General features: G+C 64.4%; 22 protein-coding genes and 2 tRNA genes. 9 read left to right on the top strand and 15 right to left on the bottom strand.

The window, feature by feature from the left end; translation table 11 throughout:
* The 7 genes from WH367_RS22005 to WH367_RS21975 are packed head-to-tail and all read left to right on the top strand — an operon-like array spanning window position 1 to window position 7,685.
* A complete protein-coding gene (locus WH367_RS22005; RefSeq protein ID WP_339537670.1) occupies window positions 1-1,692 on the top strand; it encodes an AMP-binding protein in 1,692 nt (563 codons plus the stop codon).
* Complete coding sequence (locus WH367_RS22000; RefSeq protein WP_339537669.1) at window positions 1,689-2,864, top strand: acyl-CoA dehydrogenase family protein; 1,176 nt, start codon at window positions 1,689-1,691, stop codon at window positions 2,862-2,864. The genes WH367_RS22005 and WH367_RS22000 overlap by 4 nt, the downstream gene beginning before the upstream one ends.
* The gene (locus tag WH367_RS21995) at window positions 2,861-3,598 is read left to right on the top strand and encodes an SDR family oxidoreductase (RefSeq protein ID WP_339537668.1); all 738 of its coding nucleotides are present in this window, start codon (window positions 2,861-2,863) and stop codon (window positions 3,596-3,598) included. Before WH367_RS22000 ends, WH367_RS21995 begins: the two co-directional genes overlap by 4 nt.
* Before the next feature lie 60 nt (window positions 3,599-3,658).
* A complete protein-coding gene (locus WH367_RS21990; protein WP_339537667.1) occupies window positions 3,659-4,684 on the top strand; it encodes a Bug family tripartite tricarboxylate transporter substrate binding protein in 1,026 nt (341 codons plus the stop codon).
* 15 nt (window positions 4,685-4,699) lie between these two features.
* On the top strand, window positions 4,700-5,932 hold the full coding sequence (locus WH367_RS21985; RefSeq protein WP_339537666.1) for an ABC transporter substrate-binding protein: 1,233 nt from the start codon (window positions 4,700-4,702) through the stop codon (window positions 5,930-5,932).
* Between the two features lie 11 nt (window positions 5,933-5,943).
* Window positions 5,944-7,107, top strand: coding sequence for an NADH:flavin oxidoreductase/NADH oxidase (locus WH367_RS21980; RefSeq protein ID WP_339537665.1), 1,164 nt, complete (start codon window positions 5,944-5,946; stop codon window positions 7,105-7,107).
* A gap of 8 nt (window positions 7,108-7,115) precedes the next feature.
* A complete protein-coding gene (locus tag WH367_RS21975) occupies window positions 7,116-7,685 on the top strand; it encodes a hypothetical protein (RefSeq protein ID WP_339537664.1) in 570 nt (189 codons plus the stop codon).
* Here the strand turns inward: WH367_RS21975 and WH367_RS21970 are convergent.
* The 13 genes from WH367_RS21970 to WH367_RS21910 all read right to left on the bottom strand — a co-directional run bounded on the left by WH367_RS21970 (window position 7,584) and on the right by WH367_RS21910 (window position 20,281).
* Window positions 7,584-8,024 carry a hypothetical protein gene (locus WH367_RS21970; RefSeq protein ID WP_339537663.1) on the bottom strand — a complete coding sequence of 147 codons (441 nt, stop codon included), beginning with the start codon at window positions 8,022-8,024 and terminating at the stop codon, window positions 7,584-7,586. The two genes, WH367_RS21975 and WH367_RS21970, sit on opposite strands and share 102 nt — an antisense overlap.
* A 7-nt stretch (window positions 8,025-8,031) precedes the next feature.
* Window positions 8,032-9,201, bottom strand: coding sequence for a TadE family protein (locus WH367_RS21965; protein ID WP_339537662.1), 1,170 nt, complete (start codon window positions 9,199-9,201; stop codon window positions 8,032-8,034).
* A 12-nt stretch (window positions 9,202-9,213) separates the two neighbouring features.
* On the bottom strand, window positions 9,214-9,522 hold the full coding sequence (locus WH367_RS21960) for a DUF192 domain-containing protein (protein ID WP_148293196.1): 309 nt from the start codon (window positions 9,520-9,522) through the stop codon (window positions 9,214-9,216).
* Between the two features lie 11 nt (window positions 9,523-9,533).
* Complete coding sequence (locus tag WH367_RS21955) at window positions 9,534-10,421, bottom strand: type II secretion system F family protein (RefSeq protein WP_021027429.1); 888 nt, start codon at window positions 10,419-10,421, stop codon at window positions 9,534-9,536.
* Window positions 10,422-10,424: 3 nt separating this feature from the next.
* Entirely contained in the window at window positions 10,425-11,282 is an 858-nt protein-coding gene (locus WH367_RS21950) for a type II secretion system F family protein (RefSeq protein ID WP_339537661.1), read from the bottom strand.
* Window positions 11,279-12,946 carry an ATPase, T2SS/T4P/T4SS family gene (locus WH367_RS21945; RefSeq protein WP_021027431.1) on the bottom strand — a complete coding sequence of 556 codons (1,668 nt, stop codon included), beginning with the start codon at window positions 12,944-12,946 and terminating at the stop codon, window positions 11,279-11,281. The genes WH367_RS21950 and WH367_RS21945 overlap by 4 nt, the downstream gene beginning before the upstream one ends.
* A gap of 30 nt (window positions 12,947-12,976) precedes the next feature.
* Window positions 12,977-14,569 carry a type II and III secretion system protein family protein gene (locus tag WH367_RS21940; protein ID WP_339537660.1) on the bottom strand — a complete coding sequence of 531 codons (1,593 nt, stop codon included), beginning with the start codon at window positions 14,567-14,569 and terminating at the stop codon, window positions 12,977-12,979.
* A 159-nt stretch (window positions 14,570-14,728) separates the two neighbouring features.
* On the bottom strand, window positions 14,729-15,745 hold the full coding sequence (cpaB, locus tag WH367_RS21935; RefSeq protein ID WP_182345174.1) for a Flp pilus assembly protein CpaB: 1,017 nt from the start codon (window positions 15,743-15,745) through the stop codon (window positions 14,729-14,731).
* A complete protein-coding gene (locus WH367_RS21930; RefSeq protein ID WP_312987518.1) occupies window positions 15,739-15,948 on the bottom strand; it encodes a hypothetical protein in 210 nt (69 codons plus the stop codon). Before WH367_RS21930 ends, cpaB begins: the two co-directional genes overlap by 7 nt.
* Before the next feature lie 11 nt (window positions 15,949-15,959).
* Window positions 15,960-16,742: a hypothetical protein gene (locus WH367_RS21925; protein ID WP_339537659.1), complete on the bottom strand. Its 783-nt coding sequence runs from the start codon at window positions 16,740-16,742 to the stop codon at window positions 15,960-15,962.
* The gene (locus WH367_RS21920) at window positions 16,739-17,812 is read right to left on the bottom strand and encodes a hypothetical protein (protein ID WP_148293198.1); all 1,074 of its coding nucleotides are present in this window, start codon (window positions 17,810-17,812) and stop codon (window positions 16,739-16,741) included. The genes WH367_RS21925 and WH367_RS21920 overlap by 4 nt, the downstream gene beginning before the upstream one ends.
* Window positions 17,812-19,611 (bottom strand): hypothetical protein, encoded by a 1,800-nt coding sequence (locus WH367_RS21915; RefSeq protein ID WP_339518862.1) that lies wholly within the window; start codon window positions 19,609-19,611, stop codon window positions 17,812-17,814. The genes WH367_RS21920 and WH367_RS21915 overlap by 1 nt, the downstream gene beginning before the upstream one ends.
* 334 nt (window positions 19,612-19,945) lie before the next feature.
* Entirely contained in the window at window positions 19,946-20,281 is a 336-nt protein-coding gene (locus WH367_RS21910; protein ID WP_021027438.1) for a hypothetical protein, read from the bottom strand.
* A gap of 626 nt (window positions 20,282-20,907) precedes the next feature.
* Here WH367_RS21910 and WH367_RS21905 point away from each other — a divergent pair.
* Entirely contained in the window at window positions 20,908-22,008 is a 1,101-nt protein-coding gene (locus tag WH367_RS21905) for a helix-turn-helix domain-containing protein (protein ID WP_339537658.1), read from the top strand.
* 129 nt (window positions 22,009-22,137) lie between these two features.
* Entirely contained in the window at window positions 22,138-22,584 is a 447-nt protein-coding gene (locus WH367_RS21900) for a helix-hairpin-helix domain-containing protein (RefSeq protein WP_339537657.1), read from the top strand.
* A gap of 146 nt (window positions 22,585-22,730) precedes the next feature.
* Here the strand turns inward: WH367_RS21900 and WH367_RS21895 are convergent.
* Both WH367_RS21895 and WH367_RS21890 read right to left on the bottom strand, forming a co-directional pair.
* Window positions 22,731-22,819 (bottom strand) — tRNA-Leu (locus WH367_RS21895).
* Window positions 22,820-23,058: 239 nt separating this feature from the next.
* Window positions 23,059-23,134: transfer RNA gene (locus WH367_RS21890), tRNA-Gly, on the bottom strand.
* Between the last annotated feature and the right edge of the window lie 6 nt (window positions 23,135-23,140).

Here is a 23,140-nt window from a genome sequence, read left to right as displayed (position 1 = left end):
ATGACATCCCAACCCATGGCCAGCGCGCCCAGCAGCGCGCGGGCCAATGATGTGCGCAGCCTGCTGGCACTGGGCGCCGACGACGCGCCCGCGCTGCAGTTTGGCGCCAGCACCCACAGCTATGCCCAGCTGCGCAGCCAGGTGCAGCAATGCGCCCACGGCCTGCGCCAGCAAGGCCTGGTGGCCGGCGATGTGCTGGGCCTGTGGCTGCCCAACACCCCCCACTGGCTGCTGCTGCACCTGGCCTGCGCCGAGCTGGGCATCACGACCCTGAGCCTCAACCTGAAGCTCGGCGTCAAGGAGATCAGCAGCTTTATCGACCGCTCCGGCTGCAAGGCGCTGGCCTTTGACCGCGCCACCGCCAATGCGCTGGCCGTGATGAATGGCGCTGCCGCGAGTGCTGCCAGCCTGCTGCCCGGCAATAGCCTGGAGCAGATCCTGGCGCAGCAAGGCGGCAGCCTGCAGTGCCTGATCGATGCCAGCCTGGGCCCGGCCACCGCTGCCCCGCTGCAGGCCGGTAGCGGCGCGCTGCAGATCCAGCCCTGGCAGGCGCTGATGGCCGCAGCCGCAACGACGCCGCACCGCAGCGACTGCCAGGGCGCGCAGACCTGCATCATCCTGTCGTCCTCGGGCACCACCAGCCAGCCCAAGCTCATCGTGCACCGCCAGGCCAGCGTGGCCCAGCATGCGCAGGATGTGGCACCCGGCTTTGGCATCGGCACCAGCTGCCGCAGCCTGCTGGCCTTGCCGCTGTGCGGGGCCTTTGGCTACACAGCGGCGATGGCCACCCTGGCCGCTGGCGCATGCCTTGTGCTGCACGAGGTGTTTGATACCGCGCGCGCCGCAGCCTGCCTGCAGCACGAGCCCATCAGCCATATGTTTGGCACCAACGACATGGTCGACAAGCTCATCGCCGACCTGCCCGCCGGCTGGCAGCCGCAGGCGCTGCGCTTTTTTGGCCATGCCAACTTTGTGCCCGGGCTCGATGCGCTGCCCGCCCGTGCCTTGCAGTACGGCATACCGATGGTCGGCTGCTTTGGCATGAGCGAGACCTTTGCGCTGTTTGCCCACCAGGACCCGGCAGCGCCCCTGCCCCGGCGCGCCCAGTCCGGCGGTTTTCCGGTCTGCCCGCAGGCGCGGGTGCGCGTGCGCAACCTGGAGACCGGCGCCCTCGCCGAGGCGCAAGAGCCCGGCGAGCTGGAGTTCTACAGCCCCACCTTGATGCAGCAGTACCTGCACGACGCGCAGGCGAAGCAGCAGGCCTTCACCGACGACGGCTTCCTGCGCTCGGGCGATCTGGGCTACCTCAATGGCGATGGCGGCTTCACGCATATCTCGCGCCTGGGCGATGTGCTGCGCATCGGCGGCTTCCTGGTCAACCCGGCCGAGATCGAAGAGTCGGTGATGGCGCTGTGCGGCGCCAGTGCCTGCCAGGTGGTAGCGGTCAATGCCTCGGGCAGCTCGCGCCCGGTGGCCTTTGTGCTGGAGCCCAGCGATAGCGCTGACAGCCGCTGGGACGAAGAGGCGATCAAGGCCCAGCTGCAGCAGCAGATTGCGCGCTACAAGGTACCCATCCGCATCTTCCGGGTCGAGACCTTTCCCTACACCATGGGCCCCAATGGCAAGAAGGTCAAACGCAATGCGCTGCGCGACCTGGCGCAGCACCTGCTCGCCCAGGAGGCCAGCGTATGAAGCACAGCTGGACCCTGGCCGAGACGCCATTTTTTGACGCGCGGCATGCCGAGGTCATCGCCCGGCTCAACCACTGGATCAGCGACAACCGCGCGCTTCTGGCTGATGAAACCCCGCAGGACCTGCAGGCCGAATGCGCCCACTGGCTGCAGAGCCTGGCCCAGCATGGCCTGCTCGAATACGCAGCGCCGGCGATGGCCGAGGGCATGGCGCCCGCAGTGGACCTGCGTGCCATCTGCCTGGTGCGCGAATGCCTGGGCTACTACGCGCCGCTGGCCGATTTTGTCTTCAGCATGCAGGGCATTGGCAGTGCCGCGCTCTGGCAAAAGGGTGATGCGCAGCTGGTGGCGCCCTATGTGCACGCCTGCAGCCAGGGCCGCAAAGTGGCAGCCTTTGCGCTGACCGAGCCCGATGGCGGCTCGGACGTGGCCGCCACCAAAACGCGGGCCGTGCTGCAGGGCGACCACTACCTGCTCGATGGCGCCAAGTCCTATATCTCCAACGGTGGCATTGCGGACTTCTACGTCGTCATCGCCCGCACCGAAGAGGCCAGAGGCGCGAGCGGCCTGTCGGCCCTGCTGGTCGATGCCGACACCCCGGGCCTGCGCATTCACCGCAGCATCGACATCATTGCGCCCCACCCGCTGGCCGAGATCCATTTTGACGCGTGCAAGGTGCCGGCGGGCCGGCTGCTGGGCCAGCCCGGCGAGGGCTTCAAGGTGGCGATGGGCGTGCTCGATATCTTCCGCAGCTCGGTGGGGGCCGCAGCGCTGGGCATGGGCCAGCGCGCGCTCGATGAGACCTTGGTGCGGGTCAGCCAGCGCCAGCTCTATGGCCAGGCGATGGCCGAGATGCAGACCGTGCAGCACAAGCTGGCCGATATGGCCACGCAGCTGGAAGCCGCACGCCTGTTGGTGCACAAGGCCGCCTGGCTGCGCGATGTGCGCCAGCGCCGCATCAGCACCGAGGCGGCGATGGCCAAGATGCAGGGCACCGAGGCCGCCTTCCAGGTGGTCGATGCAGCGGTGCAGCTGTGGGGCGGCATGGGCATCACCTGCGGCAGCGTGGTCGAGCGCCTCTACCGCGAAGTGCGCCCCATGCGCATCTACGAAGGTGCCACCGAAGTGCAAAAGACCATCATCGGTCGGCAACTACTGAAAGGCCTGGCATGACAGACAGCTCCCGCCAACCCCGCGTCCTGGTCACCGGCGCCAGCCGGGGCATTGGCCGCGCCACGATGCGTTACCTCGCCGACAAGGGCTACCAGCCCATTGGCCTGGCCCGCAGCATCCCCGCCGATGCGCGGGCCGATGAGCAGTTCATCGCCTGTGACCTGATGGACCTCGACGGCACGCGGGCGCTGGTCAGCGACTTGGCCGCGCAGGCGCCGTTCTACGGCCTGGTCAACAACGCGGCGCTGGCCCACACCACCGACCTGGCGCACACCAGCGTGGCCGACATGAACGAGGCGATGGCGCTGAACGTGAACGCCTGCCTGGTCTGCATGCAGGCGCTGCTGCCGGGCATGCGCCAGGCGCGCGCCGGCCGCGTCGTCAATATCTCCTCGCGCGCCGCGCTGGGCAAGCCCAACCGCACCGCCTACAGCGCCACCAAGGCCGCCGTCATCGGCATGAGCCGCACCTGGGCGCTGGAGCTGGCGACGGACCAGATCACCGTCAATGTCATTGCCCCCGGCCCCGTGGCCACCGAGCTGTTCAAGACCGCCAGCCCGCCCGGCGCGCCGCAGACCGAGGCGCTGCTCGCCGCCGTGCCGCTGCAGCGGGTGTCCGAGCCGGTGGAGATCGCCCATGCGATCGACTTCTTGCTGCACCCGCTGGCTGGCTACATCACCGGCCAGACCTTGCACATCGACGGAGGGCTCACGATCAGCGCCACCCGGCTGTAGCGCCTCTCTCATCTCGCTTAGGACACGGCACACCACAAAAAACGGAACGGAGACAATGCCATGAACGACAAGCTTTCCCTGCAACAAGCGCCGGTCAATCCCGGCAGACGACGGTGGCTGGCACACAGCACCGCTTGGGGCGCAGCCAGCCTGCTGGCCGGCCACCAGGCCTGGGCGCAGAGCCCCTACCCGTCACGCCCGCTGCGGCTGGTGGTGCCCTTTGCCGCCGGCGGCGCCACCGATGTGCTCGGCCGCCTGTTGGCCAAGGCGCTGGAGCCCGGCCTGGGCCAGCCGGTGGTGGTCGACAACAAGGTGGGCGCAGCGGGCGCCATCGGCGCCACCCAGGTGGCGCATGCCGAACCCGATGGCTACAACGTGCTGATGGGCGGCGTGGGCACCAATATCGTGCTCGAGCACACCATGCCCGACCTGGGCTACCGGCCGCAGCGCGACTTTGCGGCGGTGGCCTCGATCTGCAATGTGGACTATGTGCTGGTGGTGGCGCAAGACAGCCCCTACCAGACCCTGGGCGAGCTGCTGGCCGATGCGAAGAAGACACCGGACAAGCTGCGCTATATGTCCACCGGGCCGCTGGGCCCGCTGCATGTGGCGATGGAGTACCTGGGCAAGCTGAGCGGCGCGCAGATGATCCATGCGCCCTACAAGGGCGAGGCCCCGGCCCTGCCGGACCTGCTGCAGCAGCGCGTGGACATGGGCATGATGACGGCGCTCTTCACCCGCCCGCAGGTGCAGTCGGGCAAGCTGCGCGTGCTGGCCACGTTGAGCGCGCAGCGCATGGCCTCCTGGCCCGAGATCCCCACCGTCGCCGAGCTGGGCTACCCCGGCTATGCCGCGCCGATCTGGAACGGCTTTTTTGTGCCGCGCAAGACCGGCGCCGAGGTCATCGACCGCCTGGGCTGCACCACCGTGGCCCAGCTACAGGCACCTGAGCTGAAGAACCTGCTGGAAAAGCAAGGCGTCTCGGTCACCGCCCAGGGCCCGGAGGCCTATGAAAAATTCCTGCAGGCCGAGCGCCTGCGCTGGCAGCAGATGATCCGCGAATCCCAGGTACTGACCAAAAGCTGAACAGGAGACACCACCATGCGTATTTCTCACCTCTTTGCGCTGCGCGCCCCCGTCAAACCACTGGGCCTGGCCGCAGCGCTGCTGTGCCTGTCGCTGGGCGCCAGCGCACAATCGGGCCCGCCGGTGCGCATCGGCCTGATCGTTGACCAGTCGGGCGTCTACTCGGCCATCACCGGCAAGGGCAGCATCACCGCCGCCCAGATGGCGCTGGACGAAGCCGGTGGCCAGGTGCTGGGCCGCAAGGTCGAGCTGCTGACCTTTGACCACCAGAGCAAGGCCGACTCGGCAGCGGCCAAGGCGCGCGAATGGTACGACAACGGCGTCGACGCGATCCAGGACGTGGGCGGCTCGGCGGCCGCGCTCGCGGTGCTCAACATCGCCAAGGAAAAAGGCAAGGTGCTGGTGATGAGCGGCCCGGCCAGCGACCGCATCACCGGTGACATGTGTGGCCCCACCGTCGCGCACTGGGCCTACAACTCCTATGCGCTGGCCAATACCGTGGGCAAGGCGGCGGCCGAGAAGATCGGCAAGCAGTGGTACTTTCTGACCGCCGACTACTCGGGCGGCTATGACATCGTCAAGGCCACCACCCAGGCCATTGGCACCGTGGGCGGCAAGGTGATTGGCGAGACCCGGCACCCGCTCAATGGCTCGGACTTCTCATCGGCTGTGGTGCAGGCCCAGGCCAGCAAGGCCGATGTGATCGGCCTGGCCAACTTTGGCAATGACCTGGTCAACTCGATCAAGGCTGCGCGTGAGTTCGGCATCACCCCCGAGAGCAAGCAAAAGCTCGCCTCGCTGCTGATGTACATCAACGATGTGCATTCGGTGGGCCTGCGCACTGCGCAGGGCATGCTGCTGTCCGAGGCCTTTTACTGGGACATGAATGACGAGACGCGCGCCTTCTCGAAGAAGTACTTCGCCAAGGTCAATGCCATGCCCAATATGAGCCAGATGGGCGCCTACTCTTCGGTCAAGCACTACCTGAAAGCGGTGGAGGCGGCCGGCAGCACGGACGCCAAGGCGGTGATGGCCAAGATGCGCGAGATGCCGATCAACGATGTGTTCACCAAGAACGGCCGTCTGCGCGAGGACGGCATGATGGTGCACGACATGTACCTGTTCCAGGTCAAGTCGCCGCAGGAGTCCAAGGCCCCTTGGGACTACTACAAGGTCATCAGCACGGTGCCGGCCGACAAGGCCTTCCTGCCGCTGTCCGAGTCGGCCTGCCCTCTCGTCAAGAAGTAGGCGGCAGCACCATGGCCCACAGCGAAACCCAGAACCAGCTTTTCCGCCCACTGCAGCTGCGCGATGTGGTGATCAAGAACCGCATCGTCGCCGCCCCCATGTGGCAGTACCAGGGCCGCCACGGCCAGGTGCAGGACTGGCATCTGATGCACCTGGGGCGCCTGGCCGCCGGCGGCAGCGGCCTGGTGTTCCAGGAAGGCACCGGTGTGGAGCGGCGCGGCTGCGGCACCTTGGGCGATATCGGGCTGTGGCAGGACGACATGGTCGCGCCCTTGCAGCGCATCGTGCAGCTGATGCGCGACTGCGGCACCACGCCAGGCATCCAGCTGATGCATGCCGGCCGCAAGGCCCGGCAGCTGACACCCGCGCAGGGCCGGGGGCCTCTGCCCTACCAGCCGGACATCGCCGACTGGGATGCCTGGATGCCGATGGGCCCGAGCGCGATCCCCGCAGGCAAGGGCCTCGATACGCCGACACCCATGTCGCTGCAGCAGATCCAGCAGGTGGTGGAGGCCTTTGCCGCCGCTGCCCGCCGCGCCGCGCGCGCGGGCTACCAGGTGCTGGAGCTGCATGCCGGCCATGGCTATCTGCTGCACAGCTTTCTGTCACCGCTGGCCAACCAGCGCGGCGATGCCTGGGGCGGCAGCTTTGACAACCGCTGCCGGCTGCTGCTGACCGTCGTCGATGCGGTGCGCGCCGTGTGGCCAGCAGGCCTGCCCCTCTTTGTGCGCCTGTCCTGCACCGACGGCGCGCCCGGTGGCTGGACGCTGGAGGACAGCATCGCGCTGGTCAAACGCCTGCTGCCGCTGGGTGTCGATGTGATCGACTGCTCCTCGGGCGGCATTGCCGGCTCGCCGCTGCGCGGCGGCGAGTCTGCCAGCTATGGCTACCAGGTCGAACTGGCATCGGCCATCCAGGCCGCCACCGGCGCGCGCACGATGGCCGTGGGCCTGATCGTGCATGCGCAGCAGGCCGAGGCCATTTTGCGCAACGGCGACGCGGACCTGGTGGCGTTGGCACGTGAGCTGATCTACAACCCGAACTGGCCGATGGATGCGGCGCAAAAGCTGCAGGATGCGCAGGACTTCCAGATGCTGACCAGGAACGAAGCATTCTGGCTGGAGCGGCGCAAGGCCACCACACCGGATCTGCAGCCCTCCACCTTTGTGCGCTGAAAGCGTTGATGGCACCGGAATGCCACAATGCGGCGATGCGCCTGTCCTCCACCGCCCTCCCCCTGGCATTGCTTGCGCTACTGGCCAGCGCCGGTTGCAAGCAAATCCCCTATGCGCCGCTGCCCGCCCCGCCGACCGGCATCCGCTATGAGCCCGGCGCCAACAGCGCCGGCATTGCCCGCATGTCGGAGTCTGAGCTGCTGCGCCAAAAGCGCCTGGCGCAGGCGGGCGACAAGCGCGCCGCCCTCAATGTCTACCAGCATCTGCGTTCCGTAGACAACGATGACGCACAGGCGCGGGACTGGCTGGTGCTGGCTGCGGACCTGGGCGATGGCGCCGCCGCCTACAACCTGGCGCAAATCGCCATCCACACCCAGGACGCTGCAGGCGCATGGTTCTGGGCCCGGCGGTCCAAGGCGGCGGGCTATGCGAATGCGGACGCGCTGCTGCAATCGCTGGAGGAGCAAGACCAACGCTCAGCGGCTTGCCACCGGCGGCAGCCGGGCCAGCTCGGCCGTGAGGGCCCGCACATCGGCCAGCGCGCGGCTCTTGTCTGCCGGTGCCGCACTGCCGGCTGAACCGCCCAGCGCCTGGGAGAAGCCCTGCAGCACCTGCTGGGCCTTTATCAGCTCGGTCTCCAGGATCAGGCGGCGCTCGTCCTGGCCAAAATCTGCGCGTTCACGCGGGCGCGGGCCTTGCGACGGGGTAGGCGCCGGGGCGGGTGCGGGTGCGGGTGCGGCCATGCGCAAGGTGCGGCGTGCTGGCGGTGCAGCGGCGGCTGCGGCCTTGCAGCCGGGTCCGCTCGCAGCGGCACCGCCCAGAATGTATTCAACCCCCTCGCTCTTGCACACCGTCTGCGCCCAGGCCGGGGCGGCGCCCAGCACGGCAGTCAACAGCAGCGCGGCCGCAGCAGCCAATCGCCCATTAAGGCGCCGCATCGAATGGATTGGGCACATTCTCCACCCCCATCGGATTGGCCCAGATCGCCGGGCAGAAGGCATTGCGCAGGCCCACCACGTCCTTGAGGCCATCCATGGCCGCATTGCCGACATGGGAGGTCACCCACTGCGCTCCGTTGCGGATATTACCGACCAGATCCGGCACCAGGGTGGCGTAGTCACCCAGGCCGCTGTTGCCGTCGGCCACGTCCCATTTGAAGCTGGCATTGAGGTCCGAGGTATCGCGCGCCGGCCCAAAGGCATAGAACGGATGCCAGTACAGCGAGGACTGCATGCCCACCGAGGCCTCCTGCGTCAGCGGAAAGCGGTCGCTCGCCAGAAAGAAGGCATTGATGGCCGAGAGGTCAGTGGCTTCTGCACTGAGCACATCGTCGCCGGTCGTCAGCACCGAGCCGATGTGCTTGGAGACATAGCGGTAGCCCTGCATGGCCTTGATGATGATGGGCCCGGCAATCGGCACACTGAGCTTGTAGCCATAGTGCACGCGCAGGTGCAGGATATTGGTCTCGCCCAAGGTCTTGTTGGAGACGGCACCGCGCAGCCGCGTGTCTTCCAGGTTCGGCGTATCGCCGTTGTAGGTGTCGGTGGCCCCCGTGCGGGCATCGCGCTCATAGGGCAGCGGCTTGCGGTAGCGCAGGCTGTCGTTGGGGATGCGCACAATGCCGCGCGACTCGCCATAGTTCTCCACCATCGCCCAGTCCAGGAAGGTGTTTTGCGTGGGGTTGACGTACTCGATGCAGCTGCCCTGGATCAGGTCGGTATTGGTGTTGACCCAGCCCTTGAGCAGGCCAGAGACGCTGGACTCGGACACATAAAGCGGCATCATGCCGCGCACAAAGCCTTGCCAGACGCTGCCCTTGGTGAGCGCCGATTTGACATTGCCCAGGCTCACATCGGCCAGCATGCCCTTCTTGGCCAGCGGAATGCGCAGGTCATAGGGCAGCGGCAGCGCATTGTTGAGCGAGCCCACGCGCGCGGCCTCATTGGCGGCGTACTGCAAGGTGAGCCTTGCGCGGTAGATCAGCGCAAACTGGATCAGCGACAGCGTGAACACCAGCACCACCGGCAGCGCGATCAAGGTCTCGGTCATCGACACCCCGCTTTGCCGCGCTGGCTTGGTTTTCTTCAAGAACATGGCAAAGCTCCTTCAACACAGTTGCAGCCGCTGGCCCGGCGCCAGGCCCAGGCGCGCGGCCTCGCCGCTGCGCAGCTCCAGCACGCGCTTGGCGCCCCGGCACCAGGCCATGCGCCAAGGCGCAAGGCCCGCACTGATGCGCAGCACCTGCTGCTGCGCATCGACAAACACCACATCGATCGCATAGCGCATGAAGCAGGTGTGCACGGCCGCGCAGCGATCGAACGCCAGCGCCTCGCCGCTGGCCGGAGGCGGGCGAAAAATGAGGCCAAAGGCGCGCTCGGAAAAGCGCCGGGCCAGCTGTACTTTGAGCGCGGGCATGCCTGGCCCCTTCATTTCAAGGTCTGGTACATCTGCACCGCGAGTGGAAAAAAGATCACCATGAAGGTGACCGGAAAGATAAAGATCACCAGCGGGCCGAGCATTTTCACGGGCGCTTCCATCGCCAGCTTCTCGGCGTGCTGGAAGCGCTCGGTACGGCGCTGCTCGGAGATGGCGACCAGGGTATCGGTGACGCTGGCACCCAGCGACTCGGCCTGGGTCAGGTTGGAGACCAGGCCGCGCACATGCTTGTTGTCCATGCGCTCGGCCATGGCGTTGAAGGCGTCCATCCGGCTCATGCCGGTGCGCATCTCGCGCAGCAGGCGTTCGAGCTCTTCGTGCATTGCGCCACGCGGGCCCTTTTGCACCGCCTGCGAGATCGCCGCCGTCAAGCCCAGACCCGCCTGGCAGCACAGCGTGATCAGGTCGAGGTAGCCGGGCAAGGTGCGCAGCACTTCCTTGTCGCGGCGCTTCTTGCGGTCATTGACCCAGATCGCCGGCAGCATCCAGCCCAGCAGCAGGCCTGCCAGGCAGGCCAGCCGCACCCACTGGCCATCGATCTTCAGCGCCATCGCAGCGCCCGTGAAGGCCAGCGCCACCACGGCCATCGCGATCACGCGCACGGCGATGATCTCCTCGGCCTTGAGCACATATTCCAGGCCGGCCAGTTGCAGTTTGCGCTTCCAGCGCAGCAGGCTCGAGGTGGGCGCAATCTCCGAGACATGGAACTGCAGCACGTTGACGGCCGGCCAGATGAGGCGAATGCCCCAGGGCAGCGGATCCATGTGCTCGCGCACCGATGGCCGGGCCTTGCGCACAATGGCGACGAAGTACAGCAAGATGATGCCGGCCATCACAGCGGACAGAAAGATGGCGGCAAGCAGAATGGCGTTTTTCATGGCTCAGATGTCGATGGCGACAATTTTCTTGATGGACATGTAGCCCAAGGCGAGCATCACAACCATCACGGCCAGCACCCCCCAGCCGATGGGCGTGACAAACAGCAGGTGCATGGTCGGCTGCATCAGGTACAGAATGCCGCCCAGCACGACCGGGAACATGGTCATCACCAGGCCCTGGATGCGGCCCTGGGCCGTGAGCGCCTTGATGCGCCCTTCCAGCATCGCTTTCTTGCGCAGGGTCTCGGCCAGCAGCTGCAGCGGCTCGGACAGGTTGCCGCCCACTTCCTTGGCCACCCGCAAGGCCACCACCACCAGCATGAAGTCCGGAATCTGGATGCGCCGCGACATGTTCTGCACCGCGTCGTCAAAGGACAGGCCAATGCGCTGCTCCTTGAGCACGATCGCGAACTCATCGCCCAGCGGGCCTTTCTGGTCACGCACCAGAATCTGCAACGCCACCGACAGCGCACTGCCCGCGCGCAATGCGCTGGCAATGAAGAGCAAGGCATCGGGCAGCTCGGCCTCGATGCGCTCGCGCCGCTTCTTGCGCTGCCAGGCAAACCAGCGTGCCGGCAAAAAGTACACGGCACCGCAAACCACCACCACCAGCAACCAGTTGCGCGCAATCAGGTAGGTGATGATGCCGGCCACGACCACCATGGCCACATGGCCGGTCGCCAGGGTCAGCGCCTTTTGCGCATGGAACTCCGAGATGCCCAGAATCCGGAGGCCACGGCCGCGCAGGTAGACATTGGACTTGTCGCGCCACTCGCCCATGCGGCTGTAGACCAGCCAGCCCGAGAGCACCACAAAGCCGGCGGCGGCCAGCAAAAAGCCGAGGAACTGCCAGTTCTTCATGCCGGCTCTCCCTGGAAGAACAATTCCTCCATGTTCACCGGCACGCCGTGCTCAACCAGCTTGGCAACAAAGTCCGGGATCACCCCGGTCGCCTCAAAGCGGCCCTGGGTGCGAAACTCGGCATCCAGCCCGGTTTTGCGGAACACAAAAATATCCTGCATCTGGATCACGCCATCGGTGCAGTTGAGCACCTCGGTGATCTGGGTGATCTTGCGGCTGCCGCAGGGAAAGCGGGTGAGCTGCACCATCAGGTGGATGGCCGAGGCAATCTGCTCGCGGATCGCGGTGACGGGGATGTTCATGCCCGCCATGGTCACCAGCACCTCCATACGGGCTGCGGCATCGCGCGGCGAGTTCGCGTGCAAGGTGGTGAGCGAGCCATCGTGGCCGGTGTTCATCGCCTGCAGCATGTCCAGTGCTTCGCCGCTTCGGCACTCACCGACGACGATGCGGTCCGGGCGCATCCGCAGCGAGTTCTTGACCAGGTCGCGGATCGATACGGCCCCCTTGCCTTCGACGTTGGCCGGGCGCGCTTCGAGCGACACCAGGTTGGGCTGGTTCAGCGAGAGTTCGGCGGCATCCTCCACCGTCAGGATGCGCTCGTCGTTGGGGATGAAGTTGGACATCATGTTCAGCAAGGTGGTCTTGCCGGTGCCGGTACCGCCCGAGACCACGATGTTGAGCTTGTTCTCGACGGCCAGCTGCAGAAAATCGACCATGGCCTGCGAGATCGACTGGTACTGCACCATGCCCTCGGCGCCCATGCGCTTCTTCGGAAACTTACGGATGGTGATGCTGGGGCCGCGAATCGCCAGCGGCGGGATGATGGCGTTCACCCGCGAGCCGTCTTTGAGGCGCGCATCAACCATCGGCGAGCTCTCGTCGATGCGCCGGCCCAGCGGCGTCACGATGCGCTCGATGGCGCCATTGACCGCCAGGTCGCTGGTGAAGGACACATCGGTGCGCTCCAGGCGCCCGCGCCGCTCGATCCAGATCTCGTCAAAACGGTTGACCATCACTTCGGTCACCGAATCGTCCTGCAGCAGCACTTCCAGCGGGCCTAGGCCAATGGCTTCGTCGAGCAGCTGCTGGCTCAGCTCGGCGCGGTCAATGGTCTCGGGCAGGTTGGGCGTGTCGCGGATGATTTCGGCAATCAGCGCGCGCACGTTGGAGCGCAGCTCATCGTCCTTCATCTTGATGGTGTCGATGCGGCGCGCTTCCAATTGCTCGAGCAACTGGCGGTGCAGCAGGCGGCGCCACTGCAGCATCGGGTCCTCGGGACGGGGCTCGTTGCGCGTGGGGCGCTGGTGCTCCAGTAATGGCTGGGAAGTCTGGCCCGGGCTCTGCGCTTCTTCGCGCTGTCCGCCCAGTTTGTCATCGAGCACGACGATGATCGAGTGCCCACCGACCACCACTTCCTCACCCCCTCGGCAGGGGCCATAGCGGGTCACGCGCTCGTTGTTGACCCAGGTGCCAAACAGGCTGCCCCGGTCTTCGATGAAGACATCGCCGTCATGCAGCATCACCACCGCATGGTCGCGGGCCACGTTCCAGCCGGTCAGGTGCAAGGAGCGGTCGCTGGATTTGCCGATGGTGAAAGTCTCGGCGCCGAGCTCGAACTCCTGCGCCTTCTGGCGGGGCGAATTGACTAGTAACTTATGCACGGTCTTCTCCGGGATCAGCGGCCGCAGCCATCAGTTGTGCGAATAGCTCTCGGGGTCCAGACCGCGCTCGGGCATCGGCGGCTCGGCCTTTTTGGAGTTGCGGTAGAGGTCTTCGGTCAGGTCGGTAAAGCCGTTGGAGATCTGCTCTTCCATCTGCTGCGTGCGCTCCAGGCGGGGGCGCGAATCGCGGGCGGTCACCACACGCGGGGTGATGAACACCACGGTCTCGATCTGGGTGTCGCTGTCGTTGTTGTTCTTGAAGGCCCAGCCCAGTACCGGCACATTGCGCAGGCCCGGCAGGCCATCGGTGGCGCGCGAGGACTGGCGGCTGAGCAGGCCCGAGAGGATGATGGTGTCGCCGTCATCGACATTGAACTCGCTCTCGGTGCGGCGCGTCAGCAGCCCCGGGATGCCATCAACCGAGACCGACTGGTCGATGTTGCTGACCTCGGCCAGGATCGAGCCGGAGATGTTGCCCGCGCCATCGGCCATCGGCTTGACATGCAGGCGCAGGCCATAGGGCTTGTAGTTGACCGAGCCGGTGCCCAGCGCGCTCATCGCGGGCAAGGGAATTTCACCGCCCGAGAGGAAGCGCGCTTCGCCGCCGCTGCGGGTGGTGAGCTTGGGCGAGGCCAGCAGCATCGCATTGCCACGCTGCACCTGCAAGTTGATGGCCGAGGTCAGCGCCGTGCTCAGGCCAAAGTAGTAGCGCGCCTTGCGCCGGCGCTGGTCCAAAAAGCCCTGGCCGTAGCCGCTGTCCAGGTTCAGAAAGGGCGAGTTCTCCGGCAGGATGCGGTAGCCGCCGTTGGAGGCGATATCGGAGAACAGGCCAAAGTTGAAGCCACCGCCGGTCGTATCCCACTTCATGCCCAGGTCGTCCAGCGCCGAGCGCGAGAACTCGACAATGCGCACGTCCATCTCGATCATGCGGTCCACGCGCAGGCGCTCGGAGGTGGCGAAGGACACCACGGCCGGGCCGTACATGCGCGCAATCTCCCGCAGCCGCGAGACTGCCGCCGGGTCAAGGTTGGCGCCATCAAGAATGATCTTCTCGCCCACGCGGGAGACGCTCACACCGGTGATGCCGGCCGTCAGCATCGATATCTCGCCTTCGATGCGGTCCAGATCGACCACGTTGACGCGCGCCTTGAGGCTGCTGACCTGGCCGTCCTTGCGCCAGATATGGACCGTGCTTTCGCCAGCGTCCAGCGCCGTCAGCAGCAGGCTCTTTTGGTCCACCACCCGCGCCTCCATCACCTTGCCATTGCCGACGGCCACCCGCACCACGTCGCGCAGCTCGATCAAGGTCATCTGCCCCACATAGAGCGACAGTGACGTGGGCAGGTGCTTGATGACCAAGGGCTGCACACCGCCGATGCCCGATATATCGGAGGCGGGCTGGGTGTTGACGCTGACAGTGGGCAAGGTGCGAAAGCCCGGCGATGCGGAAGGCGCCGCGCCCCCTTCGGTATCGCGGGCGAAATCACCGCCATCGCCGTCACGCTGCTCGGCCTCGGCCTGCAGCGACGCTCGCTGCGCGGCGCGCAGCATATCGCCCAGTGCGCCGCCCGCGGTGGGCGAGGTGCTGCCCGAGGAGGCCTGCGCGGCCAGCAACGGAGCCATGGGCAGGGCCAGGGCGAGCGCAACGCAAGCCCTTGCCCCCAAAGTCGGGAGGGCTGGGCGGGGACGAGGCATACAGATCATCGAGGAATTCATGGTCTACCAACTCTATGGAGCGAATGGCGCAGCGTGGCCGGGGAAGAATGCAGGACGGGGCGGAAATCAGTAGGAACCGGTGACGGCAGGCGCCTGGGGCGCGGGCACCGTAGCGCCAGGCACGGCCGCAGCGCCCAGCAAGGCCGCCAGCGGGGTTTGCATCTGGGTCTTGACCCCGCCACCGCCCACGATGTACTCGACCATCGCCGGGGCGCGGGTAGGCGCTGCGCGCACGACGGGCTGCTGGGGACGGAAGCTGTCGATATAGCTGGCCAGCTGCTGGGCGTTGGTGCCGGTGTCGAGCTTCTGGCGGTCATCGGCATTGCGCAGGGCCGCAACGATCTTGCCGAGCTTCTGCGCCAGGATGAGGCGCTGGGCATCGACCGGCGGCAGGCCCACGGTCACCGTGGTGTAGCTGCGCTGGCGGTAGGGATCGACGGTGTTGGCAATATCAGGGCGCTTGCGCAGCTCGGAGAACTGCTCGGAGGTGATCTGGCCGGTCGCACGCACCACCACGTCCTGCAACAGCGGCACGACGATGGCGTCCTCGGCCTGGGTGCCGCCATCCTTGTCGGCAATGAACAGAAAGTCGATATGGTCGCCCGCGCGCAGCATGCCCGAGATGGTGCTGACCTCATCGACCGGAATGGTCACGGCGCGCACGCCCGCTTCGAGCTCTTCGGAGAACAGCTTGCGCGGCGTGACAAAAAAGTTGGCCAGCAGCGGCTTGCCGGCACTGATGTCCACCGACAGCTGGCGCCCCAGAAAGCCGTCGATCATGTCCGGCGTCAGCACATCGGCATGCACATAGGCCGAGGGCACGCTGCGCTTGGCCACCATCTCGGGCAAGAGCGCGGTGCCAGCGGGAATGTTCTGGATCGGCACCACCACATCGGTGCGCAGGCGCTCGGCTTCGGACTCCAGGTTGGCCTGGATCTCGGCCTCGGAGGTCTTGAGGTAGTACCAGCCCAGGCCCGCGGCCACCACACCCAGGGTAATGGCGGCGATCAGCGGGGCGGCACGGCGCGAGCCATTGGCCAGCCGTGAGAAACGATTCGGTTTGGGAGAGTTTGGGGTCACCATGGCAAAGAGATCGTGTAGGAATAGGAAGCCCAGGCTGCGCGAAAGGCATCAATCAGCAGCTGAAACAAAGACTTGTCGGCACCCGGCATCGGTGCAAAGAAAACGGCGGCCAGCACACCGGCGACGATCACGTACTCGGTCATGATCTGCCCGGATTGCCGGCTGGCGCGAGGAACAGGGGTGGGGTGCTTGGGTATCGGCATGGGGGACGCGGCTAGGCCTGCGGCAAGGTGTTGCTGATGACGATGGAGCAACCCACGCCGTTGTGGGCGATGGCGATCACCGCCTCCTGCCCGCCACGCCGCAGCACCACCTGGGCACGCGTGCCGCCCTTGATGGTCTTGCGGCTCAACACCGTCCAGCCCGCCACCAGCGCCTGCTCGCGGATGTAGAGCTCATTGGCCTCGACGCTCAAGGTATTGCCCCAGACGCTGGTGCGGTTGACCCGGTCTGCATCGAACGAAAAGGTGTCGGAGAACTCATCGCTGCCCATCGGCACGGCCAGGTGGCTGCGGCGCTGCAGCTGGTCGCTGACCAGTTGCGGCACGGCGCCGTGCAGCCAGGCCGAGGAGATGCGCACCTGCTGCTTGCCGCTGGGCAGGGGCCGGAATTCCACCGTGATGCGGAAATTGCCGTCACGCGCGCCGAGGATCGGAATGCCGTCGAGCGTGGTCTCTGAAAAATCGGCCTTGCCGCCCAGCCATTCCTGGTAGAAACGCTGGGCCTTGCGCGTGTCGCCATCGACATCAAAGGCCTGGATCTGCATCGGTATCTTGTTCTGTACGATCAACTCAGCCACCCAGTAGGGCGACAGGTTCTTGTCGGGGAACAGGATGGCCGGCCAGGCAATGGCGCTGGCGGGTGCAGCGCGCGCTGCCAGCGGCATGGCGGCCGCCAGCGCGGCCAACAGCAACCAGGCCAGCGGCCCCCACAGCCCTGCTGGCCGGCGGGCAGCCAACGCTCCCCGCCTGGGCCGGTGCAACAGCATCATTGTCATGGCAAGGTGTTGACGACCGGCGGCGGCGGGAACGCGCGGTAGAAGCGGAAGCAGTCCTTGCCGTCGGGCTTCTCCAGCGGTCCGCACTCATGCTCGCCCGGGTTGTCGTTGTAATGCTCATTCGCAGGCACCTTCTGCAGCCACTCGTAGCGGTCCAGCGGTACCGACTTCTCCTGCGCATCGCCTGGCGCCAGGCCCATGGTGAGCAGGTTGTGGTCAAAGGTGGGCCAGAGCCACTTGAGCGTGCTGCCCAGCTGCCCCAGCGGCGCGCGGAAGTCCTGGTACTCGGGCCGGTCCAGCAGCTTCATCGGCACCAGGCCCTGGATCTTGGACTCCTCGCGGTTGGTGCCGCCGGCGCTCCAGGGCTCGGACAGCATGGTCACATGGTCCTTGATCTGCAGCTTGAGCGGCAGCGGCATGTCGTTCTTGTGCAAGGCCGATGCGACCTTGCCGAACTCGGTAGGAAAGCGCTCGGCAGAAAAACCGGCACCGCGCTCCAGCGCCACCTCGGTGCGCATATAGCCCTGGGTGACAAAGCGGAACTTGGCAATCGACTCGCCCTTGGCCAGGTTCTGCACCTCACCGACCTTGGAGAAGATGGTGTCCATGAAGGCGGCGACCGAGGGCAGCGGCGCGGCCGTGGTCTTGGCCGTGAGCGACTCGTTGAAATCAGGCATGCGCGCCTGGCCCGACGTGAACTCGGACACGGTCTCGCCATGCACGCCGGTGTCGGTGTCCTGCGCCGGATCACGGAACACATGGCGGCGCAAATCATTGCTCAGCTCGGCATCGGACTTGCGGATGGACCCGCTCGCGCCCTTGTACTGGTCGGCCGACATGACCTCGGTCTCCGTCGCTGCAGGAAACCAGACCGAGCGCTGCCAGGCATTGAGCTTGGCCGCTGCGGTGACCTGCATGCGCGCCTGGCCGTAATCGGCGATCAAGGGGATAGCCGCCATCAGCAATGCCGCAAAGCCGCTGATCAAGGTCACCTCGACCAACGCGCTGCCCTGCTGCGCGCGGCGCCGGGCACGGCGGCGCAGGGTCTTCATCGGGGGAGTCTGGGACATCATTGCGCCGCATCCTGGTTGTCGGGCTCGCCGCCCCCGAACAGGCCATCCGACCCGCCCAGGGCCGATCCGGCCACGGCCACGCCACGCGCCCAGATGGAGGGCTCGACATGGTGGACCTGCCAGTACGGGGAGAAAAGGTTCTTGTGCTCGATATAGCCGCCGGTAAAGCCGACCTTGATCGTGCGCCCGGCAATCTGCAGCGACTTGTACTGGTCCTTGGTCATGTCGCGGCGTTGCCAGCGGTCCTGCGGCCGCTTGAAATACAGCTGGGCCGACGACAGCGCGCTCATATCACCGCCAAACATGCGGTCGCGCAGGCCAATGCTGTAGTCGTCCTTGGCATAGCCAAAGCCCGCCTGCTCGCCGGTGCGAACATCGCTGCCCTTGCGCGCAACCATCACCGAGATCGTGGGCCCCTTGTCGGTCAGGCTGCCCCACTTGCGCGGGTTGATGCTGGTCATCGACAGGTCGCCGTACCACTTGTCCTGGTCCCGGCCCTTGAGCGTGCGCAGCTGGCGCACATCCCAGTAGCGGGGCAAGGAGAAATTCTTGGTGACCAGGCCAATGTCGGTGCGCGGCTTGTACTTGTAGGCCGAGTTGAACTGCAGCACGGCGAAAGGCACGAGCAGTGTATTGCCATCGCGGTCGCGGCCCGCCGCATAGATGGCGCTGTCGGACAGGCCGTCCTTGGTCAGCTTGCCGTAGTCGCGCTTTTCATCGCTCTGGTATTCGGGGTCCACATTGCGCGGCTTGAAGTTCTTGTCGTAGGAGCGCAAGGCCAGGCGGTTGCCGGACCAGCCCTTGTCCGCATAGCCGGAGCCGCCCGTGGCGGTGGCCGCGCCCAGACCGAAGTCGCCAACAAAGCGCTCGGCCAGCAGCACGCCAGCGCCGGCCACGTTCACCGAGTCAGCCGATTGCCAACGGATGCGGCCACGCTCGTCCAGCACATCCGAGCCCCGGGTGGCGACTAGCTCGGTGCCGCCCTTCCAGGACACCGTGCCTTTGAGCAGCTCTTGCATGGCCGTGGCAATCGGGCCGCTGGAGAGGTCAAAACTGTCGCCCTCGTTTTGCATGCCGGTGATGCCCTGCTTGATAAAGCCCGGGAAAATGCGCCGGTCCTTGGTGAAGTCATCGCGTGTGGCCTGCGCCGCATGGGCAAAGCGCATCGCGTCAAAAAAATCGTCCTCGTCGTTGCGGCGGTCCGACGTGGTGCTGTAGAGCTTGATGAAGTTGAGAAACTCCAGCGACGAGCTGGCAATCAGCGGTGCATTGGCCGCCACCGGCAAATAGGCCTTGTCGTCGTTGTCGTTGAGCACATCCTTGGCGACCACGATGGCCTCGGGAATGCTGACGCCAGTCGTTGCCGCCTGGGCCAGCGAAATGGCGGTGTTGAGCACCCGCAGTGCATCGACCATGATCTGGAACGGCCGGGCCGAGGGCTCAATCGCCTTGGCGATATTGTTGGCCTGGCGCTGGTACTTGGCAGCGGCCTGTACATTGCGGCCCCACTTGACCAGGTAATTGATGGCGCTGATGAAGTCATAACGCGCAGCTGCCGCCGATGCCTGGGCCAGGTTCCACACGCCCTTCTGCCCTTCGATCTCCACCCGCGCCACTTGAATATTGGCCGCCGTGCTGACCACCATGCCAATCGATGTCTGAAAGCTGGCCAGCATCGCCACGCCCGCTTCATTCGCGGCCATGGCCCGGTTGGTATAGGCCAGAAAATTCAATTGCCGCGCAAATACCGTGGACGCGCTATAGGTCATCGCATCGGCATTGTTTTGCAGCTTCATTTTGTCTCGCGCAACAATGGCCGTGTTATAGACCAAGAATATGCTGAGACAAACCACCGGAATCATGGCCAACAAATAGACAATCACCTGCCCTTTTTGTACGCGATCGCCAGACCGATACGAAGATGGTTTATGCATGATTGCCACTATTATGTAATTCGTTGAATTCCGGAGGCCCTCCCTCCCATGGATAACTTCAAACCATTATCTCAACCTGGCATACCCCAAGGGTTTGCACTGAGTACCCAGCCTAAGCCGCAGACATTACCACCGTACGACAGAGGCCAAGGCCTGCGACTTTGCAGCAAGGTACCCAGGGTTGCGACAACGGCTCTTACTTGGCGCCGTCGTTACCGCCTTCGGTATAGGTCGACATATTCATATTCTTCTGGGCATTGGTCAGCGCCTTACCCGAAGCAGCCTGTGCGGCAGTAATACCTTCCTTGCCCGATTCACCACCCACTTCCTTGGCCATACCTGCGACCTGGCTGCGAACGGTTTGGCCAAAAAAGCTGAAAGCAGCAATCGCGGCAATCGCAATCAGGCCCAAGATAATGATGTATTCCGTCATACCCTGGCCGCGCGATTTGCGCTGGGCGACAGGCTTGGCAATAGTTGCACTATGGGAATTGGTGTGATTTGTCATATTCAAGGCTAGCTCCTCATTCATGGATCATTCAGATGAAAATTCAGTGATTTCAGAAACCATGCCATGCGACCGCGCAGCGCAATTACTGAACGGCGCAATGGTATCTATCTGTTTTGTCAATGTACATGCCATTTTCATTAAAATGTTAACAAAGTGTTTCTTGCTCTAAATAGACCGAATAAGCTTATTTGTCAAAATTAATTTGTTGCGAGATGAAATTTTTCAACTGTCATATTGATGACATCCATGGGTTATTGAACAATCCTAGGCAGAGATGCACAGATCCCACAATAATTCCATAGAAATCATGACCCAAGCTATCCACATGAAGCCCCGTCCCATAACTACACAACATATATATGCAATCGATATTCGATACTGTCCCAAAATAAATTACCATAATTAGCTGGTAATCATTTCATCTGTCCATTAAATAAGCAGCATTAAAGGCTGCCTCAACACATAGCAAGGAATCTTCTGGAAAACCCTGGGGTCGGCTGGATGCAGGCTCGGGCGACTCGCTGCTCGTTCTTCCTTGTCAATAGCTGTCTGTTGACTTGCGAAAACGCCTTACGCTGCGTCCCAACTCCTAGCCGCTCCCCTCAGCAAAGGCTTCGCAGAAGATTCCGAGAGACGGAGAAATCACGATGGAAAAAGGCAGACCCAAGTCAGGGATCACACTGACTGCGCGTGAACGAGAACAGCTCGAACACTTAGCCAATAAGCCCGGCCAGCCCGCCCATATCGCCACCCGCGCCAGGATCATCCTGCGCAGCGTGGAAGGCGACAGCAATGTCAGCATTGCCAACAGCATGGCGCTGACCCAGGCGACAGTGGGCAAATGGCGCCGCCGGTTTGCGAGCCATCGCATCCTGGGTCTGTACGACAGCATGCGAACCGGCAAACCCCGCACCATCGATGACCGCCAGCTGCAAGCTATCACCACCACCGCCAAAGCAGCACTGGCGTCTGAGGACACCGCATCCGACAGCGTACGTGCCCTGGCTGCACGCACGGGCATGTCCAAAAGCAGCGTGGCCCGCTATCTGCAGCTGCTGGGCAAGACCAAGTCCCGCCCCCACTTTGCACTCTTCAGCGACCCACTGCTGCTGGAGCAATTGCAGGCGCCCGCCGCGATCTACCTGAGCGGCAGCGACAAGGCGCTGGTCATCTGCCTGGATACCAAGAGCCCACTCAGCCTGCCGGCAGCCCCCGCAACACCTCGCAAAGTCTCAACCCTGCCGGGCAGCGAAGGCTGCCAGCATCCGTTATCAGCCGCACTTTGCAAGGCACTGAACAGCGTCTGCAAAAGCCCCGCCGCGCAGTGCAAACCACGCCTGCGGCACCAGGAGTTTCTGGTGTTTCTGCGCGAAGTTGAAGCAATGTTCCCCCCGCATGTCGATGTGCATTGCATCCTCGACACCAGCGCGCTGAGCCAGCACCCCAGCATTAAGGCCTGGCTGGGCATGCGCCCGCACTGGTGCACCCATGGCTGCGGCGACTATGCCTCTTGGCACGAGGAACTGGGCCGCTTTCTGGGCCGTTTGGGTGCGCAGCGCAGCGCCACCATGCGGGCCGAAGAACTCACCCAGTGGCTGCAATCGGTCGATGCGCTGGCGCGCCAACAAAGCCCCAACCGCAGGCCGTTCCGGTGGATGGGGCCGCTGCATCCGTTGGAAGAGGACGAATCGACTGATCGCGAAGGGATCCAGGCCAGCGGGGAAAAACAACATTTGCAGGACCGCTAAGCACAAAGCGCAGATGCAGTGAGGGCCGCCTCTGAAATGCGCTGGCATTTGCTGTCTGCCAAGGCCTACAGCCGATGCCCTCTGCCGACCGTCATTCCTCCGTACTAGCAGGTTCTACGATCTTGCTGGATGTCGAATGAATACAACAAATCTCCCCCTCCCCACACCCCACTAGACGGTCATTTGTCAGAGCGCATCATCCGAATCCTGGCCAAAAATGGCGTGCATTCGGTGGAAGCCGTCAAACAAGCCTATCCACTGCGATTGCTGCGCATGCATGGCATCGGCATGCTGCGCTTTCGCAAGATCGAGATGGCCTTCTTCCCGGACCAGTGCTTTGAGCCGGACTTTGCCCCGCCATCCATCCGGTTTGCCCAGGATTCGGCCTTGAACGACAGGCTGCCGCTGGTGACCGTGCGCACACTTGCCCGCGCCGGCATCAAGACGCCTGAGCAACTGCGTGAGGCCTATCCGCATAAGCTATTGAAGATCCACACGATTGGTGCACGCACGCTGCGAGAGATTGAGCGCGTGTTCTTTCCGGGTCAGCGTTTTCCGCTGAAGGATGAACGTTAGGCTCCCTGCAGCGGCACAGTTGAGGCTGCATTGCTGATGGGTTTGCTTGAGTTCTGCGATGTGTCCGCAGGAGATGCCCGTGAATTCTTGGAGCTTCACGGGGCTCTGTGTGGCGAGTGAATTCCTGTTGGAATTCATCATGTTGATGGTGCCTCGAGCCGGGATCGAACCGGCACGCCACTTTCGCGGCACGGGATTTTAAGTCCCGGGTGTCTACCAATTTCACCATCGAGGCACGCAGCCTGCCATTCTAGCTGCTCCAGCTACGCTGTTGGAGGAAGACAGCGGCAGATCGTGGCTGAGCGCAACGCTGCAGCGATGATTGCAAGCGCTGGTGTAGCGCATGAAGACAGAGAAGAAGGAAGCTGCGAATCCTGCGCGACTCGCAGGCTCGCGGTGGCAGCGAGCTCCGGCAAGCAAAAGGCTGGCGCTGAAAAGCAAAAAAGAGCCCTGAGGCTCTTTTTCGCAATGTGTTGGAGCGGGAAAACGGGTTCGAACCGTCGACCTATACCTTGGCAAGGTATCGCTCTACCAACTGAGCTATTCCCGCATACAT

This window comes from Comamonas sp. MYb21 (genome assembly GCF_037479395.1).
Lineage (GTDB): Bacteria > Pseudomonadota > Gammaproteobacteria > Burkholderiales > Burkholderiaceae_C > Comamonas.
Note: the sequence above shows the minus strand (reverse complement) of the source record. Positions and strands in the feature narration are given on the sequence as shown.